Below are 17,930 nucleotides of genomic sequence, written 5' to 3' on the forward strand. Positions count from 1 at the left end.
GCGCGCGGGAGCCCGGCGGACACGGTCAGCCGGCGGCGGGGCCGTAGGTCAGGTGCGCCACGCCGTTGCTCAGCGACTCCGAGCCCAGCAGCGTCAGCGTCTGCGCCGTCCCCTCGGGGAAGAGCCGGATCCCGGTGCCCACCGCCACCGGGTAGACGTAGAGGTGCAGCTCGTCGACCAGGCCGTCGGCGAGCAGCGCCCGGACCAGGGTGGCGCTGCCGCTGACGTAGAGGTCGCCGTCCACCTCGTCCTTCAGCGCCCGGATGCGGTCGGCGTCGTAGCCGCCGACCACGGTCGAGTTCCGCCAGACCGACTCGGCGTCGGTCAGCGTCGAGCTCACGACGTGCTTGCGGGTGTCGTTGAAGAACGGGGCGCCCGGGTCGTCCTCGACGGTGCGCGTCGACCACGCCGGGGCGAACATCTCGAAGGTCGTGCGGCCCAGCAGGATGCCGCTCGCCGACCCGGTCAGCGCGCCGATCGAGGCCGACAGGTCGTCGGGGAAGCCGTACTCGACCGTCCACATGGGGACATCGACCACGCCGTCGACGGTGGTGAACTCGTGGACCTTGATCGCGCCCATGTGCACTGGCTCCTCGGCATCGACCCGGCCGTGCCGGGGGGTGTCATCGCATGAGACGACTGCCGGCGCAGTTTCTCATCGCCGAGGCGGGGAGCGGGTCCGCCGGCGTGCGGGTGCTCAGCTCGGCAGGACCCGGACCTCGTCGACGGACCCGGCGAGGTGGCTGACCGACGGGGCCTGCGGCCAACCGGTGAGGTCCTCCCTACCCACCCGCCAGTAGCCGGTGGTGGTGGTCGGTGGGGTCGCTGAGCGGGTCACCGTGTTGCCGTCGTAGGTCAGCGACAACGTGCCGTCGGCGGCGATGCGGGCGGAGAAGTCGTGCCATCCGCCGTCGGCCTGGCTGTAGGCGGAGTTGACGGTCACGTGACCCGTGGCGGTCCGGACGCCGAAGTAGACGCGTCCGGTGCTGACCCCGTCGTTCGGGCCGAAGTAGAGGGCGGCCGTGGTGGTCGAGCTGTTCCCGCCCTGGCTGTCGCCGAAGGTCACGATCGGGCCGCCCAGGTCGGTCGAGCTCCTGACCCTGAGCTGGATCGTCAGCGGGAGCGTCAGCGCGTCGGCTGCGCTCCGGGTCACGTAGCCGGTCGAGCCGTCCAGGGTGATCGCGGGGTTGCTGCTGCCGGAGAGGCCCGCCGTCACGCCCCGGCTGATCCCGCCGACGTAGCTGCCGGTCCGCCCGTTGCTCGTCTGGTCCTCCGCCACGCTGCCCGACGGCTCGTCCAGCCGCCAGAAGAAGGACGGCCCCTGGCCCAGCACGGACCGACACGATGCCTCGGTGCACCAGGACGAGGCTGCGACGAAGGAGTTGCCCGGGTTGGTGGTCGGGGCGCTGAACGCGGCGTACGACACCTGCCACAGCAGGGCGGCGGAGACCGTCATGGCGACCGGGATCGTCGACCACAGGCCGACGGTCCGCGCGGACAGGGCCATCGGACCTCCTCCGCGGCCGGGACCTGGTCGGTATCGGCAGCAGGGACGCTCGTCTGCAGTCCAACGCCCTCGTCGGCGCCGGGCCCACTCCTCAGCCCAGGAAGGTGCTGACCAGCAGGTAGCCGTTGAGCCCGATGATCAGGGCGGCGACCACGGACCCGGTGAGGGTGGTGAGGCGGCGGTTGACCCAGCCGCCCATGAGGTCCTTGCGCGAGGTCAGCCACAGCAGCGGCACCAGGGCGAACGGGATGCCGAAGCAGAGCACGACCTGCGACCACACCAGCGCCTTGGTCGGGTCGACGCCCAGGCCCAGCACCAGCAGCGCGGGGGCCAGGGTGATCAGCCGGCGGACCAGCACCGGGACGTGCTTGCGCAGGAACCCGGCCATGACGACCTGCCCGGCGTGGGTGCCGACCGAGGAGGCGGCGAACCCCGAGGCCAGCAGCGCCAGCGCGAAGGCCAGGGCGGCGCCGGTGCCGAGCTGGTCGCCGAGGCCGGCGTGCACGCTCTCCAGCGAGGTGATCGAGGCGTCGCCGGTGAACAGCTGCGCGGCGATGACGAGCATCGCGGCGTTCACCAGGCCGGCCAGGCCCATCGCCAGCAGCACGTCCAGCCGCTGGGCCCGCAGCAGCCGGCGCCGTCCGGTGTGGCTGCGACCGGCGGTGACGGCGTCGCCGTAGCGGCCCGGGGTCAACGCGGAGTGCACGTAGATGACGTGCGGCATGACCGTCGCGCCCAGGATCCCGGTGGCCAGCAGCAGGCTGTCCTGCCCGGCGAAGCTGGGCATCATGCCGGTGGCGACCCCGCCCATGTCCACCCCGGAGCCGACCAGCGTGTAGGCGAACCCGCCGCCGATGACCAGCAGCAGCCCGGTGATGACCCGCTCGAAGGGCCGGTGCCCCCGCGACTGGAAGGCCAGCAGGACGAACGCGACGACCGCGGTGATCAGCCCGCCGATCGGCAGCGGCACCCCGAAGAGGAGGTACAGGGCGACCGCGCCGCCGACGATCTCGGCCAGGTCGGTGGCGATGGCGACCGCCTCGGCCTGCGCCCACAGGCCCCAGACGACCGGGCGGGGCAGCCGCTCGCGGCAGCAGGTGGCCAGGTCGCGGCCGGTGGCCAGCCCCAGCTTCGCGGTGAGGGTCTGGATGAGCATCGCCATCAGGTTGGCCGCGACGATCACCCACAGCAGCGTGTAGCCGAAGGAGGCGCCGCCGGAGAAGTTGGTGGCGAAGTTGCCCGGGTCGACGTAGGCGACGGCGGCGACGAACGCCGGGCCGAGCATCGCCCACGTGCGGCGCTTGCTCCGCGCCGGGTGCCGGGCCGGGCGCGACAGGGTGCTCGGGAGGACGGCGGCCTCGGTCTTCGACAGGTACACGTGCCCTCCCGGGGCTGGGGTGCGGGGTTGCCCTCCTGTCCTGCCCGGTCCGGGAGGGCCATCGGGGCCGACCTGTGGCCCCCGGGGGTCAGGCCAGGCTCACCTGTGGCCGGGGCACGGACGGGTCGGCGCCCGCCCGTCCCCCGAGGCGGTCAGGCCGGGACGATCAGACCGCTGGTCGCCGTCCGGGCCGTGGTGAGGCGCCGCTGCACGTCGGCCCAGTTCACGACGTTCCACCAGGCCTTCACGTAGTCGGCCTTCACGTTCTGGTAGTCCAGGTAGAACGAGTGCTCCCACATGTCGAGCATGAGCAGCGGCACCAGGCCGGCCGCGAGGTTGCCCTGGTGGTCGTAGAGCTGGTTGACCAGCAGCTTCTGGCCCACGGAGTCCCAGGTCAGCGCCGCCCAGCCGGAGCCCTGCACGCCCAGGGCGGTGGCGGTGAAGTGGCCGTGGAAGCCCTCGAAGCCGCCGAACTGGTCGTCGATCGCGGCGGCGATCTCGCCGTCGGGGCGGCCGGCGCCGTCGGGGGTCATGTTCGGCCAGAACACCGAGTGGTTGACGTGGCCGGCCAGGTTGAAGGCCAGGTTCTTCTCGTGCAGGTTGACCGTGCCGAAGTCGCCGGTCGAGCGGGCGTCGGCGAGCTTCTCCAGCGCGGTGTTGGCCCCCGCCACGTAGGTGGCGTGGTGCTTGTCGTGGTGCAGTTCCATGATCCGGCCGCTGATGTGCGGCTCGAGGGCGGAGTAGTCGTAGGGCAGGTCGGGCAGGGTGTACTCGGGCACGAGGTCTCCTCGGGTCGGGACCGGACACCTCGGTCATCCCCGCCCGGGCCGTCCTCCCCGTGCCGTCCGGTGGCCCCCCGGGGTCAGGCTCGCTTCGGCTGGCGGACCAGGGTCCAGATCGGCAGCTCGTGGTCGACCGCCGTCCGGGTCGCGTGCGTGACGGCGAACCCGGAGCGCTGCAGCCAGCGGACGACGGTGGAGGTGTAGACCGTCGCCGCCGCCGGCACGCCCTCGGCGTCGCAGCGGTCGAGCACCGGCTGGAGCACCGCGGCGCCGAGCCCCGCGTGCCGGGCGGCCGGCCGGGTGCCCACCGCGTGCAGCCACCAGTGCGGCTCCGGCGGCCGGCCCAGCGCGCCCAGCCGCTCGCTGGCCAGCACCACCGGCTGCCGGGCGCCGAACACCCGCGGCAGGTCCCGGTCGATGACCGCCTGCAGGTCCGCGGCCGGCGCCCCGGCGTCGGGGGCGACCCAGGCGGCGACCGCGCTCACGTCGTCGGTCACCCACGCCGTCCCGGCCAGGACCGGAACCAGCCCGCCCCACAGCTCCGACCAGCGGGACAGCCGCTGCGTGCGGCCGTCCTCCGGCAGCGCCCAGCCGGTCCACCGGTAGTCGGGGTAGGCCTGCGACAGCGTGGCGGCGATGCGGGGGACGTCGGCGCGGGTGGCGAGCCGGACGACGGGGGGAGTGCTCACCTCCCGATGAGACCACGCGGCGGGCGGGCGGGCGGCCGCACGCCGGAGCACCGCCGTGGACATCCGGCGCGGGTACCGTGCCCGACGGTCGGTCGACAGCGCGCGAAGGGGTGGCCGTGGGGGACGTGGTGGTGGGCTCGCTCCCGTCGGCGCTGCCGGAGACGGTCGCGGCGGCCTCCGACCCGGCCTTCGAGCGGTTCGCCCGCCTGGCCCGGCAGATGCTCGGGGTGCCGGTGGCCCTGGTCTCCTTCGTGACCGCCGACGAGCAGGTCTTCCCCGGCGCACTGGGGCTCCCCGAACCCTGGCAGGGCAGCCGCCGGACGCCGCTGTCGCACAGCTTCTGCCAGCACGTGGTGCGCACCCGGGCGCCGCTGGTGGTCACCGACGCCCGGGTCGACCCGCTGGTGTGGGAGAACCTGGCCATCCGCGACCTGGGCGTCATCGCCTACCTGGGCATCCCGCTGGTGGGTGCCGAGGGCGCGGTCGTCGGGTCGCTGTGCGCGATCGACGACCGGCCGCGGGCGTGGACCGGCACCGAGGTCGCGGTCCTGCAGGACCTGGCCGACGCCTGCAGCTCGGAGCTGCAGCTGCGCACGCTGCGCGCGCGGGCCACCGAGGCAGCGGTGCGCGCGGCCACGGCCCAGGCGCACGCCGAGGTGTCCCTGGCCGAGCGGCGCACCGTCGCCGAGACACTGCAGCAGGCGATGCTCACCCACCTGCCCGAGGCCGACGACCTGGAGATCCGCGCCCGGTACGTGCCCTCCCACGTCGGCGACCAGGTCGGCGGTGACTGGTACGACGCGTTCCGCACCGCCGACGGCGCCACCGTGCTGGCGATCGGCGACGTCACCGGCCACGACATGCAGGCCGCGGCCACCATGGGCCAGCTGCGCACCCTGCTGCGCGCCTTCGCCTACGACCGTGGCGAGGAGCCCTCCCAGACGCTGGGCCGCCTGGACCGGGCGATGACCGGCCTGGACGTCGCGGGGCTGGCCACCATCGTGCTGGCCCGCATCGAGCAGGACGCCGCGGGGACCCGGCTGCTGCGCTGGTCCAACGCCGGCCACCCGCCGCCGGTCCTGCTGCACGCCGACGGCCGGACGACGCTGCTGGACCGGCGTCCCGACCTGCTGGTCGGGGTGGACGCCACCCGGCAGCGGCACGACTGGGCCGTCGAGCTCGCGCCCGGGGACACCGTCGTGCTCCACACCGACGGCCTGATCGAGCACCGCGACTGGGGCGCCGACATCGACCGCGGCACCGCCGAGCTGCGCCGCACGCTCACCGGGCACCACCACCTGCCGCTGGACCGGTTGCTGGACACCGTCGTGAGCCGCAACGGCGACGGCCGCGAGGACGACATCGCCCTGCTGGCGGTGCGCTGCCACCCCGCCGACCCGGCCCGCCCGGTCGAGGTGGGGACGCGCGGCCTGCCGGCGCTCGGCTGAGGCCCGCCGTCGGTGTGTGCTCTGCTGTGCCGGAGATGACGCCGACCGTGAGCTCCCGGGAGCGCTGGGACGTCGTCGTCGCCGGGGCCGGACCGGCCGGGCTCGCGGTCGCCGCCGCGTGCGCGACCCGCGGGCTGCGGGTGGCGCTGGTCGCCCCGCACCTGCGGCCCTGGCACCAGACCTACTGCCTGTGGGCCGACGAGCTCGACGCGGCGGCCACGGCCCTGCGCGGTCCCGCGGGCGGCCCCGCCCTCGGCGTCCGCTACCCGGAGACGGTCGTGCGCACCAGCTCCGGGCAGCGGAGCCTCGGCCGCGGGTACGCCCGGCTGCACAACGACGTCGTCCACGGCCTGCTGCTCGACCAGTTCGCCACCGGCGGCGGGGTGTCCCTGCCCGGCACGGTCACCTCGGTCACCGAGGACGCCGTCGGTCAGCAGGTGACGCTGACCGACGGGACGGCGCTCACCGCCGGGCTGGTCGTGGACGCCCGGGGCGGCGGACCGGGCAGCGCCCAGCAGCGGGCCTGGGGCGAGCGGGTCACCGGCGACGTCGGGGCGCTCGTCCCGTCCGGCAGCGCCCTGTTCATGGACTGGGTCACGCTGCGGGACCCCGCCACGCCGCAGCCGCCGGTCTTCCTCTACGGGATGGCCCTGGACGACGGCACCACCCTTCTGGAGGCCACGTCGCTCGCGGCCCGGCCGCCGGTGCCGCTGCCGCACCTGCGCGACCGGCTGCACCGGCTGATGGCCGAGGCCGGGCTGCGCACCGCCGAGGACCCGGAGCGGGTGGCGATCCCCCTGGACGCCGCGGTCCGGCGCGGCGCCGGCGTCCCGGTGGGGGCCGCCGCCGGCCTCGTGCACCCGGCGACCGGCTACAGCGTGGCGACCTCGCTGCGCACGGGGAGTGTCGTCGCCGACGCGGTGCAGGCCGGGGCCGACGCCGCCGCGGTGCGCGCGCTGGTGCGCGGGGCTCGCCGGCGGGCGACCCTCGGGCTGTTCGCGCTGGGCCGGGAGGTGCTGCTCGGCCTGGACGAGGAGCAGACCGACACCTTCTTCTCGACCTTCTTCACCCTGCCGCCGTCGGCGTGGAACGCCTACCTCGACACCGGCTCCCCGCCGTCCGCGGTCGCGGCCACGATGTGGCGGGTCGCCCGGGCGCTCCCACCGGCGGGCCGCCGCTCCCTCGCCACCGGGGTGGTCCGCGCCGCCCGACCCCGACGTGCCGGCGGTACTTGAAGTCTCAAGCACTGAGGCGCAGACTGGAGTCCTACCGACCATCAGGAGCCCCGCCGTGCCCGTCCAGCGCCTCAACCACGCCGTCCTCTTCGTCCGCGACGTCGACCGCAGCGCCGCCTTCTACCGCGACGTCCTCGGCTTCCGGGTGAAGGTCGAGATGCCCGGCCGAGCGGTGTTCCTGCAGGCCGAGGGGTCGACCAACGACCACGACCTGGGCCTGTTCGCGGTGGGCGCGCAGGCCGGCGCGTCCGGCGCCGGGCGCAGCACCGTCGGGCTCTACCACCTTGCCTGGGAGGTCGACACCCTCGCCGAGCTCGCCCGGATCCGCGGGGTGCTGGCCGACGCCGGTGCCCTGACCGGGGCCTCGGACCACGCCACCACCAAGGCGCTCTACGCCCAGGACCCCGACGGCATCGAGTTCGAGGTCTCCTGGCTGCTGCCGGCCGACCTGATCACCCCTGAGATCGAGGCCCAGGGCGCCACCACCCGGGCGCTGGACCTGGCCGGCGAGATCGCCCGCTACGGCGCCGACACCCGCGGCGGCGTCGGGGTCAGCGTCCCCGTCTGACCCCGACGAGATCTGCGATCTCGGGCCGTCCCGGCCCGGGAAGCCACGAGATCGCAGATCTCATGCACGGGCGTCTGGCCGGGCCTGCGGACGTCGTCCGGCTGGGCCACGCGCCGTCCGGCTGCGTCCGCGGACGTCGTCCTGCCGGGCCCGGCGAGATCTGCGATCTCGGGCCATCCCGGCCCGGGTAGCCACGAGATCGCAGATCTCACGGACGGCGTCCGGCTGGGCCGGCGGACGTCGTCCGGCCGGGCTCGAGTGGGCAGTCGTGGTCGCCGACACGGGGCGGCGTGCCGTCCGGGGCGACCGTGACTGCCCACTCGGCGTCAGGCGGACGGGCGGAGCAGCAGGATGCTGCTGACGGCGGTGGCGAGCAGCCGGTCGGCGTCGTCGACCAGCCGGGCCTCGGCCAGCGCCGTCCGGCTGCCCAGGTGGGTGACGGTGCCGGTGCAGCGCACCCGGCCGGTGTCGACGGTGATCGGGCGGAGGAACTTCACCGTCAGGTCCAGGCTGGTGTAGCCCACGCCGGCGGGCAGCATCGAGTGCACGGCGCAGCCGGTCGCGGAGTCGAGCAGGGTCGCGTAGACGCCGCCGTGCACCGAGCCGATCGGGTTGTAGTGGAACTCCGCGGGCTGGAGGGCGAAGACGATCCGGCCCTCCTCGACCGACTCCAGCTCGAAGCCGAGCGTGGCGATCACCGGCGGGGCGGGCAGCTCGCCGGCCGCCATCGCCCGCAGCACCTCGATCCCCGAGGACGTGCGGGCGGCGGTGGCCGAGGCCATCGGGTCGCCCCAGGAGTAGGTCCGTTCGCGCATCGGTTCACTGCTCACCCGGCGGACCGTATCCCGGCCCCGCTGCAGGGGCCCGCCACGAGCGTGCGAGTGGTGGGGGGCAGGGGGGTCCTTCGTCAGGCTCCGGCGGGCCAGCGGAACAGCTCGTCGCCGGCGGCCACGGACGCGCCTGCGGTGACCGGCGGCATGGTGTCGGCGGCGGCGTCCATCACCACGACCGGGCTCACCGGCGACATGCCGGCAGCGCGCACCGCGGCGACGTCCACGGTGACCACCCGGTCGCCGACGGAGACCTCGTCGCCCTCGGTCACGTGCAGCGTGAACGGGGCGCCGTCCAGCCGCACCGTGTCGATGCCGACGTGGACGAGCACGCCGCGGCCCTCCGGGGTGAGCACGATGAACGCGTGCGGGTGCACCTTGAGCAGCCGACCGCTCACCGGGGCCACGACGTCGACCAGCCCGGCGTCCGCGGCCGGGGCGATGCCGACGCCGGCGCCCACCATCGAGGCGGCGAAGACCGGGTCGGGCACCTCGGTGATCGGCAGCACGGTCCCCGGCAGCGGGGCGGTGACGACCAGGGTCACAGCAGGTCGTTGACGTCGTCGGCCAGCGAGTCCGCCTCGGGGCCGACGACGACCTGGACGATCCGCCCGGCCACCAGCACGCCGTGCGCGCCGGCCCGCTTGAGCGCGGCCTGGTCGACCAGGGACGGGTCCTTGACCTCGGTCCGCAGCCGGGTGATGCAACCCTCGACGTCGTCGATGTTGGCGGCGCCGCCCAGTCCGGCGACGATCTGCTCGGCCTTGTCCATGGAGCACTCCTCCCGGCGGCCCGGGGGCCGCGGTCACGTCGTGAAGTCGTACAGGTAACGGCATCGGACCGGCGGCGTCCAGGGTGTTGACAGGCGACGGGCGCGCCCACCATCCTCCCGGATCAACTGGTCATGACCGGACGGTACCGGTTGGTCGACGTCCGAGGGAATGGCCGGCGAACAGCTCGGCAGTCCGTGTCGTCCCGTCCCGCGCACCCACCCGAGGAGAGCTCCCATGGCCAGCCTGACCACCGCACCACCGAAGGAGCGCAGGGGCCTCGCCGGCCTCCAGCGCCTGGGCCGCAGCCTGATGCTGCCCATCGCCGCGCTGCCCGCCGCCGGTCTGCTCCTGCGACTCGGGCAGGACGACATGATCGGCCGCTGGGAGTCGATGGAGACCGTCGCCGCGGTGCTGGCCGCCGCCGGCAACGCCCTGTTCGGCAACCTGCCGCTGATCTTCGCCGTCGGCATCGCCATCGGCTGGGCCAAGAAGGCCGACGGCTCCACCGCCCTGGCCGCGGTCGTCGGCTACCTGGTGCTGTCCAACGTCTTCGAGGCGATGAGCCCGGTCGTCCTGGGCGCCGCGGCCGAGGGCGAGGACCAGGAGCTGATCAACTTCGGGGTGCTCGGCGGCATCGTCGTCGGTGTCCTGACCGCGATTCTCTGGCAGCGCTTCTACCGGATCAAGCTGCCCACCTACCTGGGCTTCTTCGGTGGCCGGCGGTTCGTCCCGATCATCACCGCGATCACGATGCTGCTGCTCGCCGTGCTGATGTCGTTCCTCTACAAGCCCTTCGACAGCGTGCTGACCAACCTCGGCGAGGCCGTGGACGGCAACACCGTCGTCGGCGGCGGCATCTTCGGCACGGTCAACCGGCTGCTCATCCCGCTGGGCCTGCACCACATCCTCAACACCGTCGTGTGGTTCACCCTCGGCGACTACACCGGCGCCGACGGCGTCGTGGCCAACGGCGACATCAACCGCTTCTTCGCCGGTGACCCGGACGCCGGCACCTTCATGACCGGCTTCTTCCCGATCATGATGTTCGCCCTGCCCGCTGCCGCCATCGCCATCTGGCACGAGGCCCGGCCGGAGCAGCGCAAGATCGTCGGCGGCATCATGCTGTCGACCGCGCTCACCGCGTTCCTCACCGGGATCACCGAGCCGCTGGAGTTCTCCTTCCTGTTCGTGGCGTGGCCGCTGTACGTGGTGCACGCGCTGCTGACCGGCACCTCGCTGGCGCTGACCAACGCCCTGGGCATCCACGACGGGTTCAGCTTCTCCGCCGGCGCCATCGACTACCTGCTCAACTACGGGCAGGCCACCAAGCCGCTGCTGCTCATCCCGATCGGTCTGGTCTACGCGGCGATCTACTACGTGGTGTTCCGCTTCGTGATCCGCAAGTGGAACCTCAAGACGCCGGGCCGCGAGGCCGACGCCGAGGCCGTCGTGAGCAGCACCGACGACGGGGTCGCCCCGGCCGCGACGCCGGAGACGGTCGCCCCGGCCAGCACCACCGAGACCAGGACGCAGTCCTGACCGACCGGCCCGGCCCCGTCCTGCGGGGCCGGCTGGTCACCGGCGGCTCGGTCACCGACGACGGCATCGTCGCCGTCGTCGGTGACCGGGTCTCCTACGCCGGCCCGGCGGCGGGCTGGGACGGCGAACCGCCCCCGCCCGCCCCTGACCGGCTGCTGCTGCCCGGCCTGGTCGACCTGCACTGCCACGGCGCGGCCGGCGCCGGGTTCCCCGACGACGACGTCGACGGGGTGCGGGCCGCCACCGCCCACCACCGCGCGCACGGGACGACGACGCTGGTCGCCAGCCTGGTCTCCGCCCCCGCCGCGGTGCTGCGCGAGCGGCTGGCGCTGCTGGCCCCGCTGGTGCACGCCGGTGAGCTGGCCGGGGTGCACCTGGAGGGGCCGTTCCTGTCCGTCGCCCGCTGCGGCGCGCAGGACCCGGCCGCGCTGCTCCCCGGCGACCCGGACCTGCTGCGGGCGCTGCTGGCCACCGGGGTGGTCGTCTCGGTGACGCTGGCGCCGGAGACCGCGCGGGCGGCCGAGCTGGTCGCCGTCCTGCGGGAGCACGGGGTGCTGCCCAGCTTCGGGCACACCGACGCCTCCGCCGGGGTCACCACCGCGGCGGTCCGGGCGGCGGCCGCGACCGGCCGGCTCTCGGCGACCCACCTGTTCAACGGGATGCCGCCGATGCTGTCCCGCGCCCCCGGCCCGGTCGCGGCCTGCCTGGCCGCCGCGGCCCGCGGCGAGCTCGTGGTCGAACTGGTCGCCGACGGCGTGCACCTGGCCCCGGAGACGGTGGCCGCCGTGTTCGACCTGGTCGGCCCGGCGCAGGTCGCCCTGGTCAGCGACGCGATGGCCGCAACCGGCATGCCCGACGGCGCCTACCGGCTGGGTGCGCTGTCGGTCGAGGTCGCCGGGGGAGTGGCCCGGCTGGCCGGCGGCGAGGGCCCCGGTGCCATCGCCGGCGGGACGGCGCGGTTGGTCGACGTCGTCCGCAGCACCGTCGCCGCGGGCGTGCCGCTGGCCGACGCCGTCCTGGCCGCGACCGCGACCCCCGCCGGGCTGCTGGGGCACGACGACGTGGGCCGCCTGGCCTCCGGTGCCCGCGCCGACGTGCTGGTCACCGACCCCGACCTGAACCCCACCGCCGTCCTCCGGGCCGGTGCGTGGGTGCACCGAGAGGAGAGCTGACCGTGGAGGTCGTCCTGCTGCCCACGCCCGAGGACTGCGGGCGGGTGGTCGCCGACGCCGTCGTCGGGTCGGTGCTGCCCGCGCTGGCCCGGGGCGGACCGGTCGTGCTGGGCCTGGCGACCGGGTCCTCGCCGCTGCTGGCCTACCGCGAGCTGCTGCGCCGGCACCGCGAGGAGGGGCTGGACCTCACCGGCGTCCAGGCGTTCCTGCTCGACGAGTACGTCGGCCTGCCCGCGGGGCACCCGGAGTCCTACCGGGAGGTCATCCGCCGCGAGCTCACCGACGCCCTGGGTCTGGACCCCGCGGTGGTGCACGGCCCGGACGGCGCCGCGGCCGACCCGCTGCAGGCCGCGCGGGACTACGAGCAGCAGCTGCTGGCCGCCGGCCCGGTCGTCGTCCAGGTGCTCGGCATCGGCAGCAACGGGCACGTGGGCTTCAACGAGCCCGGCTCCTCGCTGGCCAGCCGAACCCGGGTGAAGACGCTGACCGAGCAGACCCGCGCCGACAACGCGCGGTTCTTCGGCGGGGACGTCGAGGCCGTGCCCCGGCACGTGATCACCCAGGGGCTGGGCACGATCCTGGGCGCGGAGCACCTGGTGCTGGTGGCGACCGGGGAGGGCAAGGCCGCGGCGGTCGCCGCGGCCGTGGAGGGTCCGCTGACCGCGTCCTGCCCGGGGTCGGTGCTGCAGCTGCACCCGCACGTGACCCTGGTGGTCGACGAGGCGGCCGGCAACCGGCTGGAACGCGCCGACCACCACCGCTACGTGCTCGCCCACAAGCTGGCCTCCCAGGGGTGGTGAGCGCAGCGGCGTGGGGAGCCGGTCGCACTGGCACCATGACGGCCGTGTCCGAACCCCTCATCGTCGACGGGGTGGTGCCCAAGCACGAGCAGCTGCGGGGCCGGCTGACCGAGCTGGCGGCGCGGCTGCCCGCCGGGTCGCCGCTGCCGGGGGAGCGCCAGCTCTGCGTTGAGCACGGGGTCAGCCGGATCACCGTGCGCGAGGCGATCGGGCAGCTGGTCAGCGAGGGCGTGCTGGTGCGGGTGCGCGGCAAGGGGACCTTCGTCGCTGAGCGGGCCGCCCGCTCGCAGCTGCACCTGGCGTCCTTCACCCAGGACATGCGCCGGCTGGGGCTGCGCCCGAGCACCGTCGTCCTCGACGTCGCCCGGCTCACCCCGCCGCCGGCGACCCGGCGCGCGCTGCAGCTGCCGGCCGGTGCCCAGGCCTGGCACGTGCGCCGGCTCCGGCTGGCCGACGAGCAGCCGATGTCGATCGACGACGCCTGGTACGACGCGCGGGTGCTGCCCGACCTGGACCGGCAGGACCTCACCGGTTCGCTCTACACGCTGCTGGCCGAGACCTACGGCTGCACGATCGACCGGGCCGAGCAGACGGTGCGGGCCACCGACGCCGACCGGGAACGCGCGGTGCTGCTGGGGATGTCCACCGGCCGGCCGGTGCTGGTCTTCGACCGGGTCTCCTACAGCGGCAGCCGCCCGGTCGAGCACGCCGAGACGACCTACCGCGGTGACCGGTACGAGGTCCAGATGACCGTGGGGCTCGGCGACGGCTGACCCCGCTCATGGAGTCCCAGCGCGTCACGAACCGAGCGCTGGGACTCCATGACGTCAGGCGGCGGCGCGGGCGCTGGTGAGCAGGCGGCCGTGCTCGGCGGCCTCGCGCTCGGCGGTCTCCTTGAGCTCGGCGGCCATCTCGGTGAAGGAGTCCAGCGCCGGGTTGACCCCGACCAGGGTGAAGTCCCGCTCGACGACGCGCAGGTCCATGCCCCAGACGTCCTCGAGGATGCGGCGCATCCAGCTGGTGGCGTGGTCCCAGCCCTCGCGCGGGGTGCCGGCGCTGTAGTTGCCGCCGCGCACGGTGACCAGCACCGCGGGCTTGCCGATCGTCGGGGCCTCGGCGTGCGGGCCGAAGCGCGGGTCGGTGATGACCATGTCGACGTAGGTCTTCACGTGCTGCGAGACGCCGAAGTTGTACAGCGGGACGGCGAACAGCAGCGCCTCGGCGTCGGCCAGCTCGTCGGCGAGCGTCGCGGCGAGGGCGGCGGCCTCGGTCTGGGCGGGCGTGCGCTGGTCGGCGGGCAGGTACGACCCGCTGACGGCGTCGGCCCAGGCGGTGGCCGGGAGCGGCTCGGTGCCGACGTGCCGGCGGGTGACCGGGGCGTCGGGGTTCTCGGCCCGCCACTCGCGCTCGACGATGTCCGCGATCGCGCGGCTGGCCGACCCCTCGACCCGGATGCTGCCGTCCAGACGGAACAAGGACATGATGACTCCCCGATTGCTAGTCGCTAGTCGTTTACTAGCACTTCGGGAAAGCTAGCACTTCGGGAAGCGAAGTGCACGGGGTCGCCACGCCGTACGATGGCGGGGTGACCGAGGGGCTGCTGCACACGCCGACAGCGTGCGACGGCGCCCTCGTGCGGGCCTTCGGCTTCCTGGGCAAGCGCTGGAACGGGCTCATCATCGGCGTGCTGGCCGGTGGTCCCGCGACCTTCTCCGGACTACGGCGGGCCGTGGGCGGGATCAGCGACTCGGTCCTGTCCGACCGGCTGACCGAGCTCACCCGGGCCGGGCTCGTGCAGCGCACCGTCGACGACGGCCCGCCGGTGTCGGTCGGCTACCAGCTCACCGAGGCCGGGCAGTCGCTGTCGCCGGTCCTCGAGCAGCTCGCCACCTGGGCCCGCACCAGCCTCCCCGAGCGGGAGTGCACCGGCGACTGCTGAGCGCTCAGCAGCCGCAGCTCACCGCGGCCGGTGCCGTCAGCGGGTCGGCGGGGGCTCGCACGACGCCGTCCGCGGTCTGCACGGGGAGGCCCTCGCGGGCCCAGTACTCGAAGCCGCCGATCATCTCCCGCACCCGGTACCCGAGCTGCGCCAGCGTCAGCGCCGCCCGCGTCGCGCCGTTGCAGCCCGGCCCCCAGCAGTAGGTGACCACCGGGACGGCGGGGTCCAGCTCGGCCGCCGCCCGCACCGCGAGCTCCCGGCCGGGGAGGTGCACCGCGCCCGGGACGTGCCCCTGCGCCCAGGACTCCGCGCTGCGGCTGTCCAGCAGCACGAAGCCCGGCGCGCCGGACTCCAGCGCGGCGTGCACGTCGGAGACGTCGGTCTCGACCGCCAGCCGGCGGGCGAAGTGGACGGCGGCGTCGGCGGGCGGGGTGGACCAGTCCAGGCTCATGCCCGTCATCGTGGAGGCCGGCGGGCGGCCGGACGAGGGCCCTGACTGCCCGGGACCGCAACGATCCGGACGACGTCGGACGCGGCAGGGGGTTGACGCGACCGCCTACTGACATGTCAGATGTCAGTCGTGCCGATCGAACCCGTCTCCCGCGTGCTGCTGCGCGACCAGGCGGTGACCCTGATCCGGTCGGCGATCCTGAGCGGTGAACTGCCGCCCGGCTCGGTGGTCAAGGACAGCGCGCTGGCCGGCCGGCTGGGCCTCTCGGTCGCCCCGGTGCGCACCGCGCTGGCCCGGCTGGCCGACGAGGGGCTGGTCGAGAGCAAGCCGCAGAGCCACACCCGGGTCACCCCGCTGGTCCTCCGGCAGGTGCGTGACGCCGCGGTGGTGGTCCGCGCGATGCACGAGCTCGCCGTGGCCGAGGCCGCTCCCGCGGTCACCGCCGCGGACGTCACCGCGATGCGGGCGGCCAACCGGCGGTTCGCCGTCGCCGTGGCCACCGGCGACCTGGACACCGCGCTGGCCGCCGACGACGAGCTGCACGACGTCCTGCTGGCCCGCTGCGGCAACGGCGCCGTGCGGGCCACGATCGACCGCTTCACCCCCGCCGTCCGGCGGCTGGAGCGGCAGCGCTTCGCCGCGGCGCACGGCCACGGGTCCGTCGTCCTGCACGAGCGACTGATCAGCGCCTGCGCGAACGGCGACGTCGCCGCCGCCGTGTCCACCACGACCGAGATCTGGACCGCCCTGCTGTCCGAGCTGGAGGAGACCCCCGATGAGCGTTCCTGACCCCGCCCGACCCAGCCTGGCCGACTTCCCCCGCCACCCGCTGCTGTTCGGCCCCTCGCCGGTGCACCGCCTCGACCGGCTGACCGCGCACCTGGGTGGTGCCGCGGTATGGGCCAAGCGCGAGGACGTGAACTCCGGGATCGCCTACGGCGGCAACAAGACCCGCAAGCTGGAGTACCTGGTCGCCGAGGCCCTGGCCCAGGGCTGCGACACCCTGGTCTCGATCGGTGGCGTGCAGAGCAACCACACCCGGCAGGTCGCCGCCGTCGCCGCGCACGTGGGCCTGAAGTGCGTGCTCGTCCAGGAGAGCTGGGTCGACTGGCCCGACGCCGTCTACGACAAGGTCGGCAACATCCTCATCAGTCGGCTGGCCGGCGCCGACGTCCGGCTGGTGAAGGCCGGCTTCGGGATCGGGTTCAAGGAGAGCTGGGAAACCGCGCTCACCGAGATCACCGACCGCGGCGGCAAGCCCTACCCGATCCCGGCCGGCGCCTCGGACCACCCGCTGGGCGGGCACGGGTTCGCCAACTGGGCGCACGAGGTCGCCGCGCAGGAGGCCGAGCTCGGCGTCTTCTTCGACACCGTCGTCGTCTGCTCGGTGACCGGCTCGACCCAGGCCGGCATGGTCGCCGGCTTCGCCCAGCTGGAGGAGGCCGGTGCCCGGCCGCGCCGCGTGCTGGGCGTCGACGCCTCGGCCAAGCCCGCCGAGACCCGTGACCAGGTGCTGCGGATCGCGCAGCGGACGGCGGCCGCGATCGGCGTGCAGCGGGAGCTCACCCTCGACGACGTGGAGCTCGACGAGCGGTACCACGCGGGCGTCTACGGCATCCCGGACGCCACGACGATCGCGGCGATGGAGCTGGCCGCGCGCACCGAGGGCATGGTCACCGACCCGGTCTACGAGGGGAAGTCGATGGCGGCGACGATCGACCTGGTCGGCCGCCGGGAGATCGACCCGTCGTCCACCGTGCTGTACGCCCACCTCGGCGGGCAGCCGGCCCTCAACGGCTACAGCGCGCTGTTCTCCTGAGTGAGCGCTGCCCGGCCACTCGGCCGGGCAGCACCCCTCCTCACAGCGGGACGGCGAGACCCTCCGGGCTCGGCTGCCGCAGCGCCTCGGCGATCGACGGCCGCATCGGCTCCAGCCCGGTCCCGGCCAGGACGACGTCCCGGACGAAGGCGTGCCAGGCACCGGAACGGCGGACCATCCCGTGCCCGCCCACGACGGTGAACCGGGCGACCCGGGCGCCGGCCCGCCGGGCGCGGACGGCGAACTCGGCCGAGAGCCGGGCGGGCACCCAGCGGTCGCCCCGGCCGTGCAGGATCGCCACCGTCTGGTCGCGCAGGTGCATCACCGGCTCGCCGGGCGGTGTCCAGGGGGCCAGGGCGCAGACCGCGGTGACCGACGGCTCGCCGCCGGCGCGGAGCGCGGCCCGGCCGCCCATCGAGTGCCCGACCAGCACGATCGGGACGTCGGTGCCGTGCTGGGCGCGCAGCTGCCCGATCGCCCAGCGGACGTCGGCATGGGCGTCGGCGGCCTCGCCGTTCCACCCGGCCACGCGGTAGCGGAGCAGGGCGGTCGCGATGCCGCGCTCGGCGGTGGTCGCGTGCACGTGGTTCTCGATCGCCCGCATGCGCACCAGCGACAGCGCCCGCTCCTTCGGCGGTTCGATGCTGGCGACCGTGCCGCCGTGGCAGAACAGGGCGATGCCCCGGGTCTCCCCGGCGGCGGGGCGCTGCTCGAGCGCGGGCTGCCGCGGTGCGGGTCGGTCGGCGTCCGGGGTGGTGGGGTCCGTCACCTCAGCGGCGCTTGCGGCCGCCGCGCAGCCGGTCGCGCGTGCGGTCGCCGAGGGCGCCTGCCTTGAGCAGCCCGTTGCTCACCGAGGTGGGCCCGTTGCGCCGCTCGAGGGTCTGGCCGAGCTTGCGCAGCAGGCCGCTGGCGAGCGGGACGATGAAGGTGAGCAGGATCCACGTGCGGAACCGGCGGGTGAGGAAGAGCCACATGATCAGCAGTCTGCCCGGATCGGCGG

The 17,930-nt window shown here is 74.6% G+C and carries 22 protein-coding genes; 10 read left to right on the forward strand and 12 right to left on the reverse strand.

Annotated features, from left to right (window positions below; genetic code table 11):
- Positions 1-25: 25 nt before the first annotated feature.
- From GCU67_RS06765 to GCU67_RS06785, 5 genes are all read right to left on the reverse strand, one after another.
- A complete protein-coding gene (locus GCU67_RS06765; RefSeq protein ID WP_163610266.1) occupies positions 26-580 on the reverse strand; it encodes a dihydrofolate reductase family protein in 555 nt (184 codons plus the stop codon).
- 117 nt (positions 581-697) lie between these two features.
- Positions 698-1,507 carry a LamG domain-containing protein gene (locus GCU67_RS06770; RefSeq protein ID WP_163610267.1) on the reverse strand — a complete coding sequence of 270 codons (810 nt, stop codon included), beginning with the start codon at positions 1,505-1,507 and terminating at the stop codon, positions 698-700.
- 91 nt (positions 1,508-1,598) lie between these two features.
- The gene (locus tag GCU67_RS06775; RefSeq protein WP_163610268.1) at positions 1,599-2,885 is read right to left on the reverse strand and encodes an Nramp family divalent metal transporter; all 1,287 of its coding nucleotides are present in this window, start codon (positions 2,883-2,885) and stop codon (positions 1,599-1,601) included.
- A gap of 152 nt (positions 2,886-3,037) precedes the next feature.
- Positions 3,038-3,664 (reverse strand): Fe-Mn family superoxide dismutase, encoded by a 627-nt coding sequence (locus tag GCU67_RS06780; protein ID WP_163610269.1) that lies wholly within the window; start codon positions 3,662-3,664, stop codon positions 3,038-3,040.
- Positions 3,665-3,747: 83 nt separating this feature from the next.
- Positions 3,748-4,356: a GNAT family N-acetyltransferase gene (locus tag GCU67_RS06785; protein WP_163610270.1), complete on the reverse strand. Its 609-nt coding sequence runs from the start codon at positions 4,354-4,356 to the stop codon at positions 3,748-3,750.
- Positions 4,357-4,472: 116 nt separating this feature from the next.
- On the opposite strand from GCU67_RS06785, the gene GCU67_RS06790 reads away from it, so the two are divergent.
- The 3 genes from GCU67_RS06790 to GCU67_RS06800 are packed head-to-tail and all read left to right on the forward strand — an operon-like array spanning position 4,473 to position 7,607.
- Positions 4,473-5,804 (forward strand): PP2C family protein-serine/threonine phosphatase, encoded by a 1,332-nt coding sequence (locus GCU67_RS06790; RefSeq protein ID WP_211660793.1) that lies wholly within the window; start codon positions 4,473-4,475, stop codon positions 5,802-5,804.
- Between the two features lie 35 nt (positions 5,805-5,839).
- Positions 5,840-7,039 (forward strand): lycopene cyclase family protein, encoded by a 1,200-nt coding sequence (locus GCU67_RS06795; RefSeq protein WP_163610271.1) that lies wholly within the window; start codon positions 5,840-5,842, stop codon positions 7,037-7,039.
- Between the two features lie 55 nt (positions 7,040-7,094).
- Positions 7,095-7,607, forward strand: coding sequence for a VOC family protein (locus GCU67_RS06800; protein WP_163610272.1), 513 nt, complete (start codon positions 7,095-7,097; stop codon positions 7,605-7,607).
- A gap of 326 nt (positions 7,608-7,933) precedes the next feature.
- On the opposite strand, the gene GCU67_RS06805 is transcribed toward GCU67_RS06800, so the two are convergent.
- The 3 genes from GCU67_RS06805 to GCU67_RS06815 form a co-directional block, all read right to left on the reverse strand.
- Complete coding sequence (locus GCU67_RS06805) at positions 7,934-8,437, reverse strand: PaaI family thioesterase (RefSeq protein ID WP_338104825.1); 504 nt, start codon at positions 8,435-8,437, stop codon at positions 7,934-7,936.
- 77 nt (positions 8,438-8,514) lie between these two features.
- Positions 8,515-8,982: a glucose PTS transporter subunit IIA gene (locus GCU67_RS06810; RefSeq protein WP_163610273.1), complete on the reverse strand. Its 468-nt coding sequence runs from the start codon at positions 8,980-8,982 to the stop codon at positions 8,515-8,517.
- Positions 8,979-9,209, reverse strand: a complete 231-nt coding sequence (locus tag GCU67_RS06815) for a PTS sugar transporter subunit IIB (RefSeq protein ID WP_163610274.1) — start codon at positions 9,207-9,209, stop codon at positions 8,979-8,981. Before GCU67_RS06815 ends, GCU67_RS06810 begins: the two co-directional genes overlap by 4 nt.
- A 235-nt stretch (positions 9,210-9,444) precedes the next feature.
- On the opposite strand from GCU67_RS06815, the gene GCU67_RS06820 reads away from it, so the two are divergent.
- From GCU67_RS06820 to GCU67_RS06835, 4 genes are all read left to right on the forward strand, one after another.
- Positions 9,445-10,749 (forward strand): PTS transporter subunit EIIC, encoded by a 1,305-nt coding sequence (locus GCU67_RS06820; RefSeq protein ID WP_163610275.1) that lies wholly within the window; start codon positions 9,445-9,447, stop codon positions 10,747-10,749.
- Between the two features lie 167 nt (positions 10,750-10,916).
- On the forward strand, positions 10,917-11,921 hold the full coding sequence (locus tag GCU67_RS21680) for an N-acetylglucosamine-6-phosphate deacetylase (RefSeq protein WP_276508435.1): 1,005 nt from the start codon (positions 10,917-10,919) through the stop codon (positions 11,919-11,921).
- A 2-nt stretch (positions 11,922-11,923) separates the two neighbouring features.
- The gene (nagB, locus tag GCU67_RS06830) at positions 11,924-12,721 is read left to right on the forward strand and encodes a glucosamine-6-phosphate deaminase (protein ID WP_163610276.1); all 798 of its coding nucleotides are present in this window, start codon (positions 11,924-11,926) and stop codon (positions 12,719-12,721) included.
- A 44-nt stretch (positions 12,722-12,765) separates the two neighbouring features.
- Positions 12,766-13,494, forward strand: a complete 729-nt coding sequence (locus tag GCU67_RS06835; protein ID WP_338104826.1) for a GntR family transcriptional regulator — start codon at positions 12,766-12,768, stop codon at positions 13,492-13,494.
- A gap of 54 nt (positions 13,495-13,548) precedes the next feature.
- Here GCU67_RS06835 and GCU67_RS06840 read toward each other — a convergent pair whose 3' ends face one another.
- A complete protein-coding gene (locus tag GCU67_RS06840; RefSeq protein ID WP_163610278.1) occupies positions 13,549-14,202 on the reverse strand; it encodes an FMN-dependent NADH-azoreductase in 654 nt (217 codons plus the stop codon).
- A gap of 104 nt (positions 14,203-14,306) precedes the next feature.
- On the opposite strand from GCU67_RS06840, the gene GCU67_RS06845 reads away from it, so the two are divergent.
- Positions 14,307-14,660, forward strand: a complete 354-nt coding sequence (locus GCU67_RS06845) for a winged helix-turn-helix transcriptional regulator (RefSeq protein ID WP_163610279.1) — start codon at positions 14,307-14,309, stop codon at positions 14,658-14,660.
- Between the two features lie 4 nt (positions 14,661-14,664).
- Here the strand turns inward: GCU67_RS06845 and GCU67_RS06850 are convergent, their stop codons facing one another.
- Positions 14,665-15,111, reverse strand: a complete 447-nt coding sequence (locus GCU67_RS06850) for a rhodanese-like domain-containing protein (RefSeq protein WP_163610280.1) — start codon at positions 15,109-15,111, stop codon at positions 14,665-14,667.
- A gap of 129 nt (positions 15,112-15,240) precedes the next feature.
- On the opposite strand from GCU67_RS06850, the gene GCU67_RS06855 reads away from it, so the two are divergent.
- On the forward strand, positions 15,241-15,900 hold the full coding sequence (locus GCU67_RS06855; protein WP_338104827.1) for a GntR family transcriptional regulator: 660 nt from the start codon (positions 15,241-15,243) through the stop codon (positions 15,898-15,900).
- Positions 15,887-16,930, forward strand: a complete 1,044-nt coding sequence (locus GCU67_RS06860) for a 1-aminocyclopropane-1-carboxylate deaminase (RefSeq protein ID WP_163610282.1) — start codon at positions 15,887-15,889, stop codon at positions 16,928-16,930. Before GCU67_RS06855 ends, GCU67_RS06860 begins: the two co-directional genes overlap by 14 nt.
- A 40-nt stretch (positions 16,931-16,970) precedes the next feature.
- On the opposite strand, the gene GCU67_RS06865 is transcribed toward GCU67_RS06860, so the two are convergent.
- Positions 16,971-17,699: an alpha/beta fold hydrolase gene (locus GCU67_RS06865; protein ID WP_163610283.1), complete on the reverse strand. Its 729-nt coding sequence runs from the start codon at positions 17,697-17,699 to the stop codon at positions 16,971-16,973.
- Position 17,700: 1 nt separating this feature from the next.
- Positions 17,701-17,904, reverse strand: a complete 204-nt coding sequence (locus tag GCU67_RS06870) for a hypothetical protein (RefSeq protein WP_163610284.1) — start codon at positions 17,902-17,904, stop codon at positions 17,701-17,703.
- Between the last annotated feature and the right edge of the window lie 26 nt (positions 17,905-17,930).

The sequence above is a fragment of the Modestobacter muralis genome, assembly GCF_010682105.1.
In the GTDB taxonomy this organism is placed as follows: Bacteria; Actinomycetota; Actinomycetes; order Mycobacteriales; family Geodermatophilaceae; genus Modestobacter; species Modestobacter muralis.